This window comes from Streptomyces sp. NPDC088194, assembly GCF_040702025.1.
Classification (GTDB): Bacteria; Actinomycetota; Actinomycetes; order Streptomycetales; family Streptomycetaceae; genus Actinacidiphila.
In genome coordinates, this window is the sequence record NZ_JBFBIV010000022.1 from 1 (window position 1) to 17,638 (window position 17,638).

Below are 17,638 nucleotides of genomic sequence, written 5' to 3' on the forward strand. Positions count from 1 at the left end.
TCGACTCGATCGTCGCCGACGGGTGCGTGCGTACGCCGCTGGTGGAGGCCGCGTTCCGTACGGTCCCCCGCCACCGCTACGCGCCCGAAGTCCCCCTGGAGACCGCGTACGACGCCAACCTGGCCGTGGTGACCCGCCGGGACGGCGACGGGCGGGCGATCAGTTCCGTCAGCGCGGCCTGGCTGCACGCCGACATGATCGAGAACGCCCGGCTCGCACCCGGCATGCGGGTCCTCGAGATCGGCTCCGGCGGCTACAAGGCGTCCCTGCTCGCGGAGATCGTCGGCCCCACGGGGACGGTCGTCAGCCTCGACATCGACCCGTACGTCATCCGCCGCGCGCGCCGGTTCACCGACGAGGCGGGCTACGGCCGGGTGCGACTCGTCCTCGGCGACGGCGCGCTCGGCGCACCGGAGCACCACGTGCCGCGAACCGGCTTCGACGCGATCTTCCTCACCCACAACTGCTGGGACCTAGCGCCCGCGTGGACCGCTCAACTCGCCCAGGGCGGACACCTGGTCGTCCCGCTCGAAGTCGGCGGCTACACCCGGGCGATCGCCTTCCAACGGCAAGGCGACACGCTGGTCGCCCAGGGCTTCACGGTCTGCGGCTTCGTACGCGACCAGGGCATCGGCGGCCGGCGGACACCCGTCGTACAACTGGTCGGCGGAAAGGCACAGTTGCGGTTCGAGGACGGCGAACCCGCCGACACCGCCCGGCTGGACGCGGCCTTGACGATGCCGCGCCTGGACACGCCGACCGGGGTCACCATCGAGTCCGGCGTCCCCTTCGCCACGCTTCAGCTCTTCCTCGCCACCACCGTGCGGGGGTTCTGCCGGCTGTCCCTCACCCGAGGCCCCGACGATCCCGACACCGCGCACCTCGAACTGCCGAGCGGCGCCGACGCCGCCGCGGTCACGCAAGGCCACTCCCTCGCGTATCTGACCCACGTCAAGATCCGCGAGGCGGACCAGGAACCGACCCAGGAGCCGACCCATGAGCCTCCTCAGGAGGCGCAGCCTGTATGGGAGTTCGTCGTCCACGCCTTCGGCCCCCGCGCCCGCGCCCTGTCCGACCTGCTGGCGGACCGGGTGCGTGCGTGGGACCGCGACGTACGGTACGGCGCCGGCCCCCGTCTGACCGTCCACCCCGCCGACACCCCCGACGCCGAACTGCCCACCGGACACGTGCTGCGCAAGCCGCGGAGCTGCCTGGTCTTCGACTGGGCACCACGCCGCCCCTGACCGCCTGCCCGTGGAAGGCGCTACCCCTGCGCCGTGGACGAGGCGAGCCCGGACGCGATCACCCGTGCCGCCCGGCGAGGGCGGCTTCCTGACCTGGGTGCGGGACCGGCATACGGGCCAAGATCGGGTAGTGGGGCGTTCGGCGCTGTGGCAGGTCTGGGGGTTGGCCCGAGCGGGCATGGGGCGCCCTCGCGGGATTCGGGGATCGGTTCCCAACTGGCCCCCGAGCCTGGGGTTATGGCAGTTCGACGTCGTGGCCGCCCGCGGCTTCGATCAGCCAGAGCAGGGCCTGGCGCCCACCGTAGGGCTGGCCGTCGGTGCCGAAGCGGACCCACCCGGTGGTGTGCCCCCTGGCTCCGCCGTCCCACCAGCGCCAGGTGCGGCTGCCGGCCATGCCGTCGGGGTCGAAGAGGTTGATCCAGTCCAGGAGCCGCCAGTCGGCGACCGCGTCCGTCTGTGGTGCGGTCGCGCGCTGCTGCCTGCTCAGGCCGCGCGACCGGGCGAGCCGAGCGGGCGTGGAGCCCCGGCGGGCGGGGGCCTCGGGCGCGCAGCGCCGTAGGAACCAGGTCGGCAGGATCTCCGACCACTGCTCCTCGGTGGGCCATGCGTCGGCCGAACCGGCCGCGTACGGGAGGACGGCGAGCAGGACCTCGCGGATCAGGGCGACGGTTGCGTGGGGGTCTTCCGCGGCGAAGGTGGCTTCCGCGGCCAGGAGTGGGTTCCTGGTGTCGGGGTGCGGGCCGTACCGGACTCTGAGCAGTTCCGTTGCGGGGGAACCGGGTTCGAGCTGTTCGTGGAGGAGTTGACGGGTCCGGTGGGGGAGGACCGGGGCGGCGGTCTCGGTCAGCGCGAGCAGTTCGCGCCGCTCGTCGGCCGTCGGGTCGAAGGCGGGGACGACGTCGGTCCTGGCGTGCCAGGGAGACGAGTGGAGGTGGCGGATCAGCGCGGCGGCCGTATCGGCGGCCCACCGGGCGAGCCGGGGGTCCGGGTCGGTGGCGATGCGGAGGTTCGTGCGGAGCCGCTGAAGTGCGTCGGGCTCGTCGAGGAGGCGGTATCCGGCGCGTCGGACGGCCGCGCGATCACGGTCGGACAGAAGCAACTCCGTCAGGCCGGAAGGGAGTTGGTCGAGGCGGGTACGGAGGGCTGTGGTGGCCTCGCGGATCACTTTCGCGGACGGGTCGCGCAGCAGCGGGACGGTGCGCTCGACGGGGACCGCGTCGAGCGCGCGAAGACCACGAACGGCTGCGGCGCGTACGGGCGCGTGGTGGTGGCCGAGCAAGGGAGCCAGCAGGTCGGCGTCCTCTTTGCGGCCGGTCTCGGCGAGGCCGGCGATCGCCCCCGGCGTGGGTGTGCGAACCGCGGTTCGGTACCAGCCGACCGCGTCCGTGCCCGTACGGCGGGCGGCGTCACGTGCGACGGCGCGGACGAGCACCGACGTGTCGCCGAGGTACGGGGTGACCTCTGTCGCGAGCCCCTTTCTGAGAAGCCCGGTGAGCGCCAGGACACGGACGTCCTGATGCACGCTCGCCGCCAGTTGCCGCAGCAGGTTGGTCTGTTCGGTCCATACGGCTTCGCGTACGGCTGCTTCCGCCGCCTGCCCCCGGCACTGGCGGTCACTGTCCTGCTTGGTGATCGCGACCAGCGTTCTGAGCGGGAGCCGACGGCTCGCGAGTGCCGTTTGCAGGGCGAACCGGCGCAGCCGCCTGTCCGGCGAGGCGAGGAGCGGCTCGAAGAGAGCGGTCCCGGGCGAGGACAATAACGCGCTCACCAGCTGCCGCCGCGCGAAGCCTCCCCGCTCGCGCCGGACGATCAGGAGGGTGAGCGGTGCGGCGGCGGGCACCAGCGACTTGGGATGTTCGTGCAGGAGCACCGCCAGCGCGGCGCGGGCGCGATCCCGTACCGGCCCCGCCCAGTCGGCGGTCCGCAGGACGAGGAACGGTGCCAGACCCACGGGGGGTTGGGGCTTCCTCAACAGCAAGTGCGTTCTGCGCACCGCGCGTTCGCGTATCCGCCCGTCCGGATGGCAGGAAGCCAGGGCGATGCCCAGCGGGGTCGTGTCCGCAGCGAGGGCGGACGGGTCCACCTCTGTGCGGCCGCCCCGGGGCCCGCGCCGGAAGCTGTACTCGGATGTCCGGCGGACGGCCTCGTCAAGACGCAGCACCACACGCGGCTGATCGGTGAGCAGGAGCAGCGCCGTGGCCCCCTCGCCGGCGGTGTCCATGCCGCGCAGCGCGGCGACGAGCTTGTCGTCGGACTCCGGACCGTTCACGGCCGCAGGCGCCAGCGCGGCCTCGAACGCCGCAAAGGCCGCGGATATGGGGTGCGCCGCCTGCTGAGGCTCGGGAGTCCTGGACATGGAGCCATCGTGCCGGACGAGCCGTCCCAAGGCTTCGGCGTTTTCCACGCCCACGATCGGCCGCCACGATCCGCGCCCACGATCGGCCGCCACGATCCGCGCCCACGATCGGCCGCCACGATCCGCGCCCACGATCGGCCGCCACGATCGGCCGGACCGCCGACCGCCGCTCGCCCCCGCTCCATCCGCCCGCCCCCGCGACCGGGGCCGTCCACCGCTCACCGCTGGCCGCTTCGTCCGCTTCCGGTGAGACGTTGAGCCGCATCGGGCCACGGGAGCGGTTCCTGAGCGTCCTCAGCCATCATGACCTCCTCCTCCCACCAGCCGGTTCCGTCCAGCCAAGAAGTCAGCCACCGAGTGAGGGAGGGCGAGTCCTGAAACCAGGCGTCGGCCCAGTTGTCGGTCACGGCATTCGGCTCGAAGAGCAGGACGGGGGCCTCGGGTCGTGTGCAGTCAACTGCGGCGGACATGCCGCAGCCCCAGTCCAGGATCGGCAGGACGCCGCGAGGCCAGTACTCAGAAGTGGTCGTGCGGAGAGGCCCGTACTCGGCGACTGCGGTCCGCCCCTGGCCCGTCAGCGGAAACAGGAGGTACTCGGGCCCGAAGCCGCCATTGGCGACATGGCGGTACAACCCGCTCAAGACCGGTGGCAGGGAGAAACCGAGAGCGGACTCGGCCTGCGCAATGTCCTGTTCACTGACGCACGGTGGAAGGTCCGCGGATTGCTGCTCGGCTCTGCTGCGTACACGCGCGAGGAGCGACAGGTACTCGGTCACGCTGCCCCTTTCGAGGTGAGTCGTATGGCGAGGATCTCTGCGGAGTCGAGGGCGGAGCGGTGGAACTCCCGCACGGGGGAGTGCCGCAATTGAGCTCACTGCATCGGAAGTTGGTCCGGAGAAGCGGTAGGAGTCCGTTTGCCGCACTGCCGAACCTAGCGGCGGGCACTGACGACGACCGGAACACACAGGTCGGGGCGACGACCAACCGGAGCATCCACTGGCGCTACCGGGTCACGGACCCCAACGGGACCGCCCCCGGCAGGGCCTGAGCAGGATCGAGCTCCGTCCGGCGGCGAATGTCCTCGACGAGGGTCTGTGGAGAGGCTTCGCGAACGACGTGGAGAGGCGCACAGAGGCAGTGGCCCGCTGCCGGAGGGGGCGCGTCCGGCAGCGGGGCCAGAGGGTCGTGCCTTACTTCCGGATGCGGATGGCTCCTGCCAAGGAACCGGCACGGATCAGGGCAATGCCCGTTTCCTGGTGGCCGGTCAGGGAGAGGACCGCACCGGTGGTGCAGAGGGCCGCGGACCACCCGACCGTGGTCCAGGCCAGGGTGCTCTGTGCACGTGTGCGGTCCGGGGAGCCCTGTTCCGGCGCGTCCGGCGCGTCCGGCGCGTGCGGCTCGCTCGGAGCGGCTTCGCGGGACTGCGGGTCATTCGCATGGGTGTCGTGGGTGTCATGGGCGTCAGTGGTGCTCATGGCTAGTCCTTGGTGTCGTGCATGCCGGGGGACGGCATGCGGTGGATTCGGGTGAGCGGACTCTGGAGGAGTCGGGGGTTAGCGGCGCAAGTCCCCTGGCGGGGCGGGTGACGCCCACCCAGGCGTCGAGGGAAGCCGCAAGGAGGGAAGGGCGTCGCTGCGCGTTCTCCCGAGGCCGGGGAGTCGCTGTGTGACTCCGTGAGGATGTCTGCTGCGCCCCGCCGGTTCGGGGCTGCTGACCTGCGTCTTTGCGAGCCACCCGGCTTGCGCCGGTTGCGCGGTGCTGCCCCGAGCAGGGTTTCAGTACGGCCGGGAGCAGTTCGACCTTCACCGGTGCGCATGCTGCCCAACCGACGCCCTATGCGCGCAAGTCCGCCGCTTGACGTCCCTGGAGCACCAGGAGCAAGCCGTGCAACCGGAGCGACCAGCGAGTTTGTCGGGCCCGTCCATCGCCGGCCACGACATCGGTCAGCCGGCGGTCCGGACGCGGAGCGGACCTCCTCCACCAGAAGCTCGCACCGTCGGTGCGCTGTGCACACCGCGGCGTCGTCCCGTGTCCGAATGACCGGATATCGGCCCATCGGCGCAGAGGCAATGGCAGCATGGGAGCCGATCGACACACCTTGGGGAGAGGCGCGCGTGCACGCTCAGGAGACCACGTTCAACGACCTCGTCCAGGGCGAGAAGCAGTACCAAGTGCCCCTGTACCAGCGGACGTACAGCTGGGAGCGTGAGCAGCTGCAACAGCTTTGGGACGACGTACAGGAATTGGTCGAGGACCAGTTGGGGAACCGCGCTCCCGCGGCGCACTTCCTCGGCTCCGTCGTGTTGGCGCCCGGCCGGATCACCGCGGGTGGGATGCAGCGCTGGCTCGTCGTCGACGGGCAGCAGCGCCTGACCACCCTCATGCTCGCCTTCACCGCGTTGCGCGACCGGCACCGCGCACGGGGAGCGGAGCAGAAGGCCGACCGCATCCACGACCTCGTCCTCGTCAACAAGTACCGCAGCGGTGACGACCATTACCGGTTGCTGCCGACCCAGGCGGACCGCGACGCGTTCATCGCCTGCATCGAGACGTCGCCCAAGGCGGGTGGCCCCGGAAACGTGGGTGCCGCCTACCGCTTCTTCCTGTCGGCGTTGACCGAGGGGGAGGAGAGCGGGGGTGAGGCGTGGACGGACACGGTGGAGTTCGTCCTCAGCGGTCTGCTGTCGATCGTCGAGATCACCGCGGCTGAGGGCGACAACGTCTACCGGATCTTCGAGTCGATCAACAACACCGGTGTCGGGTTGAGCCAGAGCGACCTGCTGCGCAACTACCTCTTCATGTGCCTTCCGACCCGCGGGGAGCGGGTCTACCGCAACCGCTGGCTGCCGATGCAGGAGCTTCTCGGCCCGGACAACCTCGAACTCCTGGTGTGGCTCGACCTGGTCGTGGCCGGCAACAGCCGGGCCAAGCAGAGCGACATCTACCGCGACCAGAAGCGGCGCCTGGAACCCATCAGCACCGACGAGGCCGCGCTGGAGAACGAGATCACGGCTCTCGCAGCGCGTGCCGAACGCCTCGTGCGCATTCTGCGGCCGGAGTTGGAACCGGACCCTGATCTCCGGGAGGTCCTGGAGCGGATGTCCCGCTGGGGCGGCCAGACGCACTACCCCTTGGCGCTCATGCTCCTCGACCGGGTGGACGCCGGCCAGACCACCGGACACCAGGCCGCTCGGGCGCTCGCCTATGCCGAGAGCTACATGGTGCGGCGGCTGCTGGCCGGCTACTCGACCATGGGCAGCAACCGCGTGTTCATGGAGATCCCCAAGGAGTTGGAGAAGGACGACGACCCCGCGGAGGCGGTGCGCCGCTTCCTGTCCAAGAACCAGGTGGGCGCCCGCGTCTGGCCCGACGACGACGCCGTCCGCGAGGCCATCCGCACCCGGCCCTTCTACAAGGCCGGCCGCGGCAACCAGCGCTTCCAGGTGCTGCGCAGGCTGGAGGACAGCTACGGGAGCAGCGAACCGGTCGACTACGCCAAGGCCCACCTCACCGTGGAGCACGTCCTCCCGCAGACCCCCGCTCATCAGTGGCTGGACCTGCTCGCGGAGGAGACCGAGGACGGTCAGACCCCGGAGGAGCTGCACGCCTCGCTCGTCCACACGCTGGGCAACCTGACGCTGTCGGCCGACAACGCGAAGCTGTCCAACCACCCCTTCCGCCGTAAGCAGGAGATCCTGGACTCCAGCGCCCTGCGCATGAACCAGGCCATTGCCGGCCAGGAACGGTGGGGCCGAGCCGAGGTGCTGGCCCGCGCCGACGAACTCGCCGAGCGGGCGGTGCGGTTGTGGCCGGGCCCGATCTCCGGGACGATCCCGGCCGACGACGAGTGGTCCGGCTGGAAGGAGTTGCGCGCCACGCTCCTCGCCATGCCCGCCGGCACCTGGACCACGTACGGCGATGTCGCGGCGCTCATCGGTACCCACGCGGTCCCGGTCGGCCAGCACTTGGCCACCAAGGCCGGGCTGCACGGTGCCTACCGGGTGCTGACGGCGGACGGCCGCGTCTCGGCGGGCTTCCGATGGCCGGACGGCGAGGAATCCGGAGACGCGCGGACCCGCCTGGAAGCAGAAGGCGTTCCCTTCGACGAAGCCGGCCGGGCCCGACGCTCCCATCGGTTGACCACGGCCGATCTCGCAGCCCTGACGGGCAGGGAGCACGACGAGGAGGCAGAGCTCTCCAGTCCCGAGGACGACGCCGGGCGTCAGTCGGAGGCGGCCCGGTTCGAAACCCAACTCCGCGACAACCAGACCGCGCAGACCGCCGACGGAGTCCTGCACGCGCTGCGCTTCTGGGAGCGGCAGGGCGGTCACCTCGCCTACGGCCGTGCGAACGAGACGAGTTGCTTCCCCACGGCCCGGCTCGCCGGCACACCCACTATCCGTACGACGTGGCCGCTGGGGATCTACCCGGTGTCCGGCACGGTCGAGGTCGTCTTCCAGTACCTGAAGCGCCGCCCGCCCTTCGACGACGAACCCCTCCGGCGCGAGCTGCTCGACCGCCTCAACTCCATCGACGGCATCGGCCTGGCCGAAGCCAAGCTGGACCTGCGCCCGTCCTTCCCTCTGGAGGTCTTCGCCGAGCACAGCGATGAACTCTGCGCGGTGCTGGAGTGGTTCTCGCACACGGTCGCGCAGGCCAACCGCCGACACGTGACCGCGGAGGGCGCGGACTCCCTCTGACCCCTGCATCAATCGGCACGCGTGGGCGACGCTGCTCCAGGTCCCACGCGTGCCGGTGCCCGTCGAGGAAGGTCAAACCAGTCGCGCCGCGCGCTCGCCTTGGGCGAGGCGTCCGCCGGCATCAGAGACGAGCGGCTTACCGAAGTCCGTAGGGCCCTTGGGCTGTGAAGCTGCCGGCGAGCCAGGCGGCTTCAACGGGCAGCCCCGGGACAACTACTCATCGTCTTCGAGCCGCTGGAGGATCTGCTCGAAGTCTCCTTCGTCGAGCACGCCGCTGATCGCCTGCGTCATGTTGTCGATGCCCGGCTCGCGGACGATGAGCCCGTCCGAGCACCAGAAGTAGCGGCCACCCGCTGTCTCGCCCGTCTCGGCCCACCTCTCCATCAGGCGCTGCACCTCGGCGAGGGTGAACACGGTCGCGCTCCACCGCGACCCGTCCATCAGCCGAACTTCGACGTCGACGTTGCAGACGGCGTCCAAGTCCTCGCCGGCGTCGGGCAGGAAAGACGCCACGAACCCGTCCGTACGGACCCGATACCAAGGCTCGTCCCACCAGCCCGCGGTCATCTCGGAGGGCGCGTCGATGGTCATCGCGCCAGTATCCCGGGCTGAGCGAGTGATCCCCAGGTGTTCGTCAACGTCGTCGGGATAGCGTGCTTCCGTGACCGAGCTGGATCTCGTGGGCCCGACGTTCGTGAACTTCCGGGACCACGTTTTCCCGGAGGGCAGCACCCACGGCTTTCGGTGGGTCGACCTGAAGTCCTTCCGTTTTCGGCGCGGCAGCCAGGACGCGGAACTGCTGGCAGCCGTCATCGCCCACGAGCAGTTCCGCGACGACTACGCGGGCGGCGGCGTCGACCCGGACGGCACCCGTCACGGCCCCTACTGGCTTCGCTCGGTCAGCCCTGACGGTTACCAGCCCGTCAGTTGCACCGTCGCCACGCAGACGCTGCGGGACTGGGCGCGTCAGCACGGCGAGCTCCCGGACTCGCTGAGCGACGCACTCGATACGGCGCTGTTTACCGTGGTGGACTCGGCCGGCCGACTCTACCGCCTCCGCGATCTCGGCAGCACGTGCTTCCATGACTGGGGTGGAGTGCACATCGACTTCCACGAGTTCATCGCCATCGACGACGAGCGGCAGTTGCTGACTCTCCTCGTCGCGGCCGACGACTGATCGACGTGGGCCCACCCTCGTCAACGTCATGACTCGGTTGACGCTCCCTTCGAGCCGCCGGCTGCCGGGATTCGTCGACTGCGGGGCGGCTTCCCGTTCGCCGGGCTCGGCGAGGTGGTCTGCTGCTCGGCAGTTCCTACCGTCGTGCGAGGCGCTGTGGACGCGTTCGGGCGAGCCGTCGAGCAGAGCCCGGGGCCACCTGCGGGGTGCCACCTGCGGGGCGTCGTACACGTGGGTCTCGCTGACGAAGGTGCCGTCCGGGCGGCGCACCCGCTCGACGTGGCAGCAGCCGAAGGGGGTTGAGGAAAGGCGGCGGGCCCTTCGGCACTCCACCTTCTGCGTAGGGTCTCCGGTATGGCGATCAACGTGCGCAGGTCCCGCCCCGAAGATCACGCTTCGATCCTGGCCCTGATGGACGAGGCCCGGGGAGTAGGGCTCAGTGACGAGGAACGGGCGCGTCGGGGCTTCGTGCAGGGCCAGTTGACGGAGGACCTCCTCGCCCGTTTCCAGGACGGCCCGGGCATTTTCGTCGCCGACGCGGGCGGGGAGCTGGCCGGGTTCGCGATCACGAGCGAGCCGGGCGGGCTGCCCCCGCAGCACCCGGCCGCGGCAGCCGTCGCGGCAGTCACGAAGGCGGCGGACGGGCGTGACCTGGGCAGGCTCTTCCTTTACGGCCCCGTCGCGGTCGACGCACGCTTCCAAGGGCGGGGGCTGCTGACGCAACTGCTCACGGCGCTCAGCCGCGCCCTGAAGGACGACTTCGACGTCGCCGTCGCGTTCGTCGAGTTGGCCAACGAGCGCTCCCTGGCGGTGCACCGGCACTACGGGATGACGGAGGCCGCCCACTTCGAGGTCGGCGGACGCACGTACGCGGCCTTCACTTTCGCGCCGACCGCCTTCGCGCAGGCGCGCTCCTGACGGGTGGCGCACCGGAACCCGGGTCCAGGGCCGCGGGAAGAACCCGCGGATCGCTCTCCCCTCCACCGAGCCCCGACACCGGGGCAAGGGGGGTTAGGCGGACAGGCCGAGGACCTCAACTCCCCGTTCCCCAGGGGCGATGGCGGATCAGGGGGGTGACGCTCAAGCCGCCCAGCCCGCCGCCGTCAACCGATCCAGCGGGCCGCGGCCTCGTAGGTCGTGTCCGGGCTGCTGTTGAACGCGATGGCCGCATCAGGTGCGTGCCGCCGAATCAGGTTGACGATCTGCTCCAGGAGTTCAACCTGGTCGTCCGAGTGCCGCAGGCCACCGCCGACGGTGACGCACTCCCACGGATGGGCTCGCAGCGCATTCGCGACGACCACGCCGATGTCGTCACTTCCGTCAAGGCCGAACAGGCAGCTCGCCACGCCCACGCCGTGTTCGGCGAACTTGGCCAGCCCCGCCTCGATCGCCTTGGCGGCCGGCTCGGGATTCCACGGCCCGGGCACCCGATACGGATCAAGCCCGATGACGAGGACGCGGGGTGTGCCGGCGGTGACCACGTCTGGACGATACGCGGCGAACGCCCCGCGCATCAGGAGGTGATGACTCAACGGCTCCGGTGTCACGGAACGGCGGGGAGAGCCGTCATCACCGATCCTCATCGGCAGGGGTTTCGGCTGCGTCCATGTTCGGCAGCCCGGTTGCCACGGTTCGAAGGAAGCTCCTCGTGTGTGGCGCGCTGTGCCGGCCTACGGCGTGCCGCTGCGCCGGTAGCCGGCCCACAGCCGTCCGCCGGCCTGCTCCAGCACCTGGTCCACCACGCCGACGAGGTTGTCTGCCTGCCCTTCGAGTGCCAGCCGGACTCCGTTGTGGAGCTGCGTGTTGAGCCCTGGCGCCGCGGTGTCGAGCAGGCGCGCGAGCCACTTGCCGCCTGCGTCCCAGGAACCGTTGACCGCCAGGGCGAGTTCAGCGGTGCGGACCGCCAACTCGGAGCAGATGAAGAGCCGTTCGCCGGGGTCGGTGGACCCGTCGAGGTCGTCGAGGAGGTCGGTGATCGCGTAGCGGCGGTCCTCGATCTCCTGGGTGGTCACGGGCGGAGGTCCGGCCGCGGCCAGTTTCCGGGACGCGGTGGCGATGCGCTCGCCGATTCCGTCCCCGTCGAAGAGCAGCAGCCCGTCGGCGCACATGAAGAGCAGCGGTGACCGGCGCTGCGGTACTTCCCGGTCGACGAAGGCGTGCCAGGTCTCCTCGGTGTGCACGAACATCTCCACCGGCCAGCCGTGGCGCCGGAAGCTCGACCGGTACGGGGCGGGGGCGCCGTGCAGGAACACCACGAGGTCGAGGTCGGACTTCTCGGTCCGGCGCTCCGTCACGACGCTGCCGCCCAAGAACGCGGCTCTTGCGTCGGCATGGAGTTCTTCGACTACGGCTCGTGCTGCTTCGATCGCTTCCATACGGCAAGTATCCGGACCTGCGGTTCCGCGCGCCGAGAATTTTCCGCCGGTACCGGCCGCACCGCCGCTGAGCTCCCGGCGGCTCCCGCTGGACTCCCGCTGGACTCCCGGTCAGGTACGTCGCCGAGCGCTGGGACCCGAGCACTCTGCCGGAGCCCTTCGCCCCGGCCGAACTCGCGGACACCCGCTGGGACCATCACCTCAAGCGGGACAGGTGCGAAGCCGTCGTCGCCAACACGAACGGGTGGCCGTCCGGGTAGCCGTCGCGATCCGCGGGGGCCGGCCGGCGGCGGGGGTGCCGGGCTCGGTGCGGCCTCGGCCTCGGCCTCGGCCTAAGGCTGCAACGGGGGCGGTGGGTGCGGCAGGGGGTGGGCGCCCTCGGGGCGCAGGCCGTCGAAGACCACCATCAGGTAGCGGCGCCAGAGGTCCGGGTACGCCTGGCCGAGGGGGCCGGCCGCGTACGCGGGTGCGCACATCAGCAGGACGACGTCGGCTCCGGTGATGTCAGGCCGTACGGCGCCCTGCGCGCGCGCTCGGGCGACCAGGGCGTCGACGGCGCGGACCATCCGCTCGCGTGCCTGATCGACCCCCGCCGGGTCCTGGATGTCCGCCGTGCCGCCGGCGAACATGGCGGAGAGGTCGAGCTGTTGCTGTTGCTCCGCACCCAGGGTCAGGAAGTCCAGCAGCGCCGCGCCGGGATCGGACCCGGTGAGGAGGGCTTCGGCGGACCCGGTGAGCTGGTCGAGGCGGGCCACCACGATCGCGGTGAGCAGATGGTCCTTGCTCGGGAAGTGGTTGAAGACCGTGCCCTTTCCCATCCCCGCGCGGCGGGCGATGTCCGCGATGGAGGCGTCGACGCCGCGTTCGGTGAACTCCGCGGTGGCGGCGGCGAGCAGCAGGTCGCGGTTGCGTGCCGCGTCGGCCCGCAGGGAGCGCCGCGGGCGTGGGCTTTCAGGCGGGGTCATGCGGTTCGCTCGCTCCTCGGCGTCGGCATCGGCTCGGCACGTTCCTCGGACCGGTACCCGACGACTCCTCGCGGCGCGCGGGCCTCACCGCTCGGCGTCCCGCCGCCGTAAGTTGACCGCGCGGTCGCGTTATCGTACCGTCCACTCCCAGAATAACCTGACCGCGCGGTCGGGTTCCCGTGGGTGCTTCGGGAGGATGCGGCATGACGCGAACGATGCGGGCCCTGGTGGCCCCGGGTTACGGACCGCCCGAGACCTACGTGGTGACCGAGGTGCCGGTCCCGCGGCCCGGTCCCGGACAGTTGCGGATCAAGGTGGCGGCGGCCGCGCTGAACGCCGCCGACCTGGTGCTTCCCGGCGGCGACTACCGTGCGATGGTCGAGGTGGACTTCCCGCACGTGCCCGGCAACGACTTCGCCGGCACGGTGACCGACGTCGGCCCGGACGTGTCCGGCTACACCGCCGGGGACGCGGTCTTCGGTTTCGCGCTGCCCCGGGTGCTGCGCCCCATGGCGGGTGCGGCGCGACCGTCGCTGGGGACGGGATCGCTCGCGGAGTACGTGGTCGTCGAGGCCGACACGCCGTTCGTCGCCCACCGCCCGGCCGCGCTGCCGGTCGACCAGGCGGCGGCGCTGCCCATCGTCGGGACGACGGCCCGCGCGCTGGTCGCGGCCGGGGCGTTCGGCGCGGACGAGACGGTTCTGGTGGTCGGGGCCACGGGTGGGGTGGGAACCACCGTGCTGCCGCTGCTGGCCGCCTCGGGAACGCGGGTGACCGCCACGGCGACGGCGGCCGACGCCACCCTCGTACGGCAGTTGGGCGCGGCCGAAGTGGTCGACTACCGCACCGACGACGTCACCGCGGAGACGTTGCGGCGGCACCCCGGAGGAGTCGACGCCATCCTGAACTTGTACCTGCCCGGCACCGAACTCCGCGGCCTCGCCTCCACGTTGCGGCCCGGCGGCAGGTTGCTGACGATCACGCCCCCGCCGCCGGACGCCGACGCGCTGGGCCGCTCGGACGTGACGGGCAGCATGGTGCTGGACATGGACGGCCACTACGGCGGCATGCCGGAGGTGGCGGCCGACGCGGTCGCCGGCACCCTCAAGGCCACGATCGGCCGCCGCTTCCGGCTGACGGACGCGGCGCACGCGTGCGTGGCGTTCGCGCGTGAGCACACGACGGGGAAGATCCTGGTGACGATGGACGGTTGACCCGAGCGGAGCGGCCGACGCTTCGCCGGCCAATCCGATAGCGGCTCGGAACGCCTTGCGCTCCCCGGTGCCGCGAGCCGCTGTTCCCGCTGACCGGGCTCGGCCCGTGCTTCCCGTGGGCCGGCAACGAATTGGTGCTACCGCAGCCCGGGCCCCGCCCCGGGAGCCGGGACTCCGTACTCGGCTCCCCGAACGGCTCCCCAAGGGACCCCCAGGGACGGGCTGTGGTGATGTGGCTGGTCCAGGGCCAGTGCCGGGCCAGGCGGAGGATCCGCCGGCGGCCGGTGGTCACGAGCTGTCCGGCCGCGGTGAACAGGCGGAGCCGCAGGCGGCGGGGCTCCCAGAGGCGGCCTGGCCGGTCAGGGCGAGCACGGCATTCAGGCCAGCAGGTCGAGAGCGATCTGCACGATTTCCAGCCAGATCCGGTTCTGGTCCGTGCGGTGCAGGGGCAGATTGCGCAGGCCGGTGGCCCGTGCGGCGCGGATGCGGTCCTCGGCCCGGGCCCGCAGCCGGTGACGGAGCTCGAGTTCGGCGATCGGTCGGCCCGAGGTGTTGGTGGCGAAACAGGGCAGCCGCATGCCGTCCGCATCTGTGAGGCGCAACTGGGCCCCGGGGTGCGGTCGTTCCTTCCTGACGATCAGCCGCATGCCCTCCGGCCAGCCGTTCAGAACGTCGCCGGTGAGTTCGGCGATCCAGGCGCCGTCGCGGATCTCGCCGTCCGTCTCGAGGGCTGGGGTCCAGGCCGATGCCGGAACCTTCAGCACGCGGCTGTGGACCTGCTCGGTGATCACCATGCCGACCGAGTAGGACAGCCACCGTCCCCGCTGGGCGAGCCAGGCGATGAAGTCGTGGGTGCCGCCCGCGGAGTCGGTGCGGAGCAGGGTCCGGCGCCCGCGCTGGTACTTCTTCGGTAGCTGGGCCAGGGCCAGTTGGGCGGGGGTGATGTGGTCGGCCGCCGTGTTCGATCCCGCGTTGCCGGGCCGGAGGAGGGCCGCGACGGGTGCACCGGTCCCGCCCGGGCCGTGGTCGACGAACCCCATCAGCGGGTGGTGGCCGTAGGTGCGCTTCCACGTGGGTGCGGCGTCCTCCTTGTCCGAGTGCGCGGTCACCAGCACCCCGTCGAGGTCCACGGTCACCGTCCCGTCCGCATCGGGCGCTTCCCGGTCGGCCAACCGCCAGACGTGCCGGCGGACTTCAGCCCGCGCGCCACGGATCGCGGTCAGGGGCTTCTCCCCGGAGGCGGCGAGGGTGTCGATGAGGCGGGAGACCGTCGGGTCGGAGGCCACCGGCCCGAACACGGCCGGCTCGGCCCGCAGCATGGCGACATCCGCCAGGCAGTCCCCGCCCAGCGCGACCGCCAGGACCACGTCCAGCAGGATCTTGCCGGGATCGTGCACCGTCCGGGCCTTCCGCCACGGCGCCAGCACCGCCGATATCGCGGTGTCCAGGCCGGCCTTGCGGACCGTCTCGACCAGCAGCACGCCCCCCGCCTGCGAGACCACCGCCCGGCCCCCGCCCTCGATGCGGACACGCGGGTAGGAACCGATACGCTTCTTCACCTGAGAAGTGCCTCCGGCTGGAGCAGGAACAAGGACCTCGACAATCCTCATTCTTGCTGGTCAGAGGCACTTTTCGCTTACCTGACCGCCCATCGGACAGCCCGCTTCATGAAAGCGCGAGGCTAGGCGGGCGGCGGTGTCGACCGGGATGGTACCCGCCACGGCCCCTACTGGATTCGCTCGGTCAGCTCGGAGGGGACCAATCAGTCAGTCGCGACGTGGCCACGCAGACGCTGCGGTGCTGGGCGGGTCAGCACGGCGAGCTTTCGGATTCTCCGGGGGACGTACTCGATGCGGCGCTGTTCACCGTGGTGAACTCGGCCAGTCGGCTCTACCGCCTCTGCGATCTCGGCAGCACGGTCTTCCATGACTGGGGCGGAGTGCACACCGACTTCCACGAATTCTTTGCATCGACGAGGAGCGGCAGTCTTTGACGCTCCTCGTCGCGGCCGACGACTGATCAACGTGCGGCCGGGGCGCGCGGTGGACCCCACCGTCGTGAACGTGACGATTCGGTTGACCTGGTCTTCGAGCCGTCGGCTACCAAGGTGCATCGAATGCAGGCCCATCTCCGTTCGCTGGGTCCAGTGAGGTGGGTCGGGTGCGGCTCAGCTCCCGGGGGTGCCCTGGACGATGCGGTCGATGACGGCGGCGGCCTGCTCCGGGTGACTGTCCAGCCAGTTGCCGAGATGCTTCTGGACGGCTTCCGCGACGCAGGGGCGAACCGTGGGATTGCCCAGCATGCTCCCGGTGGCGCCTTCGAACCAGGGGTGGTCCAGCTTCAGCGACACGATCGCCGTCAGGCCCTCGCAGATCTGCTCGGGGCTGAGGTCGGGGTGTGCCGTCGGTCGCAGTCGCCGCTTGCGCACATAGGCGTTGACCGCGTTCGTCGCCCCGTCTCGGAAGCCCAGGACGTGGGTGCCGCCCTCGCGGGTGGGCCGGCTGTTGGCGAAGCCGTGGACCCGCTCTTCGCAGGAGGTGCACCACCGTAGGGCCACCTCCGCCGTCCCTTCCATCCGCGGGTCCTCCCACTCGAAGCCGATGATGTCCGGGTGGACCGGTGATCCCGTCGGCGTGTCGAGGAAGGCGACGAAGTCCTGTGCCCCGGCCGGGGACCGGAACCGTACTGATCGGGGCTCGCCCGGGTGGCGTGCGTCCGTCAGTGAGATGGTCAGGCACCGGTTCAGGAAGGCCAAGTCCCTGAAGCGGTCCGCCAGCACCGAGAACGAGCACTCGACAGTTTCGAAGATGTCGGGATCGGGCCAGAAGGCGATGGTGGTCCCGCGGTCCGCCGCGGGCCCCGCGGCAGTGGGTGGGGCAACGGGAACGCCGTGTGCGTACTGCTGGACCCAGCGGGTCCCCTCGCGTCGCACTTCGGCCGTTAGGCGGCTGGACAGGGCGTTGGTGACGCAGAGGCCGAGGACTGCCAAGCCCATGACGGCGGTGTTGCGGCCGAGAGGTTCCCACCCGGCGGGCAGGCGGGTCAGCAGCAGTTCGAGGCTGGAAGCGTCGGTGTCCCCTGCCGCCTTGACGGGAACATCCGGGCCGTCGTCGACCACGCTGACGCCGCCGGGCGTGAGCGTGACGTCGACGGAGGTGGCACGGTCGGCCTGGACCTCGTTCACCGCTCGGCCCACGACCTCGAACACTGCCTGGTGCAGGCCGCGTTCTGTGGTGGAGCCGACGTACATCCCGGGCCGCTTCCGAATGGCCTCATGCCCGTACAGCACTGTGATGTCACTGGCGTTGTAGCTGTTGGCGCTCTCGCTCATGAAGCCCCCTCCGACGGTGCCCACCAGACCTGGCCAGCGTAGGTGAAATCCAGAAAATGACCAGGTCAGAGGTTATTTGGCGAAGGTATGGGTGGGTCGGTGAGCGGCTTTCGGGAAGTGGTCGACCCGGGAGATGCGGGTGGCAGCGACAATACGGCCGGCCCTCGGCCGAGGCCGCGTACGACCCCTTTCGAGACGGACCCCTGACGCGTAAATAGCAGCTGGTCAGGGTGTGTGGCAGGGTTGGGTGCCCGGTGGCCGTGAGGACCGGCGAGC

At 70.9% G+C, this 17,638-nt stretch carries 14 protein-coding genes and 1 pseudogene; 6 read left to right on the forward strand and 9 right to left on the reverse strand.

Annotated elements, in window-relative coordinates:
* A partial coding sequence (fxlM, locus tag AB0399_RS14415; RefSeq protein WP_366411471.1) for a methyltransferase, FxLD system occupies positions 1-1,244 on the forward strand: 1,244 nt, incomplete at its 5' end.
* Positions 1,245-1,479: 235 nt separating this feature from the next.
* Here fxlM and AB0399_RS14420 read toward each other — a convergent pair.
* The 3 genes from AB0399_RS14420 to AB0399_RS14430 all read right to left on the reverse strand — a co-directional run bounded on the left by AB0399_RS14420 (position 1,480) and on the right by AB0399_RS14430 (position 5,075).
* Entirely contained in the window at positions 1,480-3,600 is a 2,121-nt protein-coding gene (locus AB0399_RS14420; RefSeq protein WP_366411472.1) for a hypothetical protein, read from the reverse strand.
* Positions 3,601-3,818: 218 nt separating this feature from the next.
* Positions 3,819-4,376 carry an SMI1/KNR4 family protein gene (locus AB0399_RS14425; RefSeq protein WP_366411473.1) on the reverse strand — a complete coding sequence of 186 codons (558 nt, stop codon included), beginning with the start codon at positions 4,374-4,376 and terminating at the stop codon, positions 3,819-3,821.
* Between the two features lie 414 nt (positions 4,377-4,790).
* The gene (locus AB0399_RS14430; protein WP_366411474.1) at positions 4,791-5,075 is read right to left on the reverse strand and encodes a hypothetical protein; all 285 of its coding nucleotides are present in this window, start codon (positions 5,073-5,075) and stop codon (positions 4,791-4,793) included.
* A 639-nt stretch (positions 5,076-5,714) separates the two neighbouring features.
* Here AB0399_RS14430 and AB0399_RS14435 point away from each other — a divergent pair.
* Complete coding sequence (locus tag AB0399_RS14435; RefSeq protein WP_366411475.1) at positions 5,715-8,300, forward strand: DUF262 domain-containing protein; 2,586 nt, start codon at positions 5,715-5,717, stop codon at positions 8,298-8,300.
* A gap of 213 nt (positions 8,301-8,513) precedes the next feature.
* Here AB0399_RS14435 and AB0399_RS14440 read toward each other — a convergent pair whose 3' ends face one another.
* The gene (locus AB0399_RS14440; RefSeq protein ID WP_366411476.1) at positions 8,514-8,891 is read right to left on the reverse strand and encodes a hypothetical protein; all 378 of its coding nucleotides are present in this window, start codon (positions 8,889-8,891) and stop codon (positions 8,514-8,516) included.
* A gap of 70 nt (positions 8,892-8,961) precedes the next feature.
* On the opposite strand from AB0399_RS14440, the gene AB0399_RS14445 reads away from it, so the two are divergent.
* Together AB0399_RS14445 and AB0399_RS14450 are read left to right on the forward strand one after the other, a co-directional pair.
* Positions 8,962-9,477: a hypothetical protein gene (locus tag AB0399_RS14445; RefSeq protein WP_366411477.1), complete on the forward strand. Its 516-nt coding sequence runs from the start codon at positions 8,962-8,964 to the stop codon at positions 9,475-9,477.
* A 354-nt stretch (positions 9,478-9,831) separates the two neighbouring features.
* A complete protein-coding gene (locus tag AB0399_RS14450; RefSeq protein ID WP_366411478.1) occupies positions 9,832-10,395 on the forward strand; it encodes a GNAT family N-acetyltransferase in 564 nt (187 codons plus the stop codon).
* Positions 10,396-10,580: 185 nt separating this feature from the next.
* Here AB0399_RS14450 and AB0399_RS14455 read toward each other — a convergent pair whose 3' ends face one another.
* From AB0399_RS14455 to AB0399_RS14465, 3 genes are all read right to left on the reverse strand, one after another.
* The gene (locus AB0399_RS14455; protein ID WP_366411479.1) at positions 10,581-10,958 is read right to left on the reverse strand and encodes a hypothetical protein; all 378 of its coding nucleotides are present in this window, start codon (positions 10,956-10,958) and stop codon (positions 10,581-10,583) included.
* A gap of 189 nt (positions 10,959-11,147) precedes the next feature.
* Complete coding sequence (locus AB0399_RS14460) at positions 11,148-11,852, reverse strand: nucleotidyltransferase domain-containing protein (RefSeq protein ID WP_366411480.1); 705 nt, start codon at positions 11,850-11,852, stop codon at positions 11,148-11,150.
* A gap of 332 nt (positions 11,853-12,184) precedes the next feature.
* Complete coding sequence (locus AB0399_RS14465; protein WP_366411481.1) at positions 12,185-12,817, reverse strand: helix-turn-helix domain-containing protein; 633 nt, start codon at positions 12,815-12,817, stop codon at positions 12,185-12,187.
* A 203-nt stretch (positions 12,818-13,020) separates the two neighbouring features.
* Between AB0399_RS14465 and AB0399_RS14470 the strand changes: the two genes are divergently transcribed.
* Positions 13,021-14,031, forward strand: a complete 1,011-nt coding sequence (locus AB0399_RS14470; protein WP_366411482.1) for an NADP-dependent oxidoreductase — start codon at positions 13,021-13,023, stop codon at positions 14,029-14,031.
* 226 nt (positions 14,032-14,257) lie between these two features.
* Here AB0399_RS14470 and AB0399_RS14475 read toward each other — a convergent pair.
* A pseudogene (locus AB0399_RS14475) lies at positions 14,258-15,590 on the reverse strand (IS1380 family transposase); the annotation flags it as partial.
* A 218-nt stretch (positions 15,591-15,808) separates the two neighbouring features.
* On the opposite strand from AB0399_RS14475, the gene AB0399_RS14480 reads away from it, so the two are divergent.
* Complete coding sequence (locus tag AB0399_RS14480) at positions 15,809-16,024, forward strand: hypothetical protein (RefSeq protein ID WP_366411483.1); 216 nt, start codon at positions 15,809-15,811, stop codon at positions 16,022-16,024.
* A 174-nt stretch (positions 16,025-16,198) separates the two neighbouring features.
* Here AB0399_RS14480 and AB0399_RS14485 read toward each other — a convergent pair whose 3' ends face one another.
* Positions 16,199-17,362, reverse strand: a complete 1,164-nt coding sequence (locus tag AB0399_RS14485; protein WP_366411484.1) for a DNA gyrase subunit B — start codon at positions 17,360-17,362, stop codon at positions 16,199-16,201.
* Positions 17,363-17,638 lie beyond the last annotated feature (276 nt).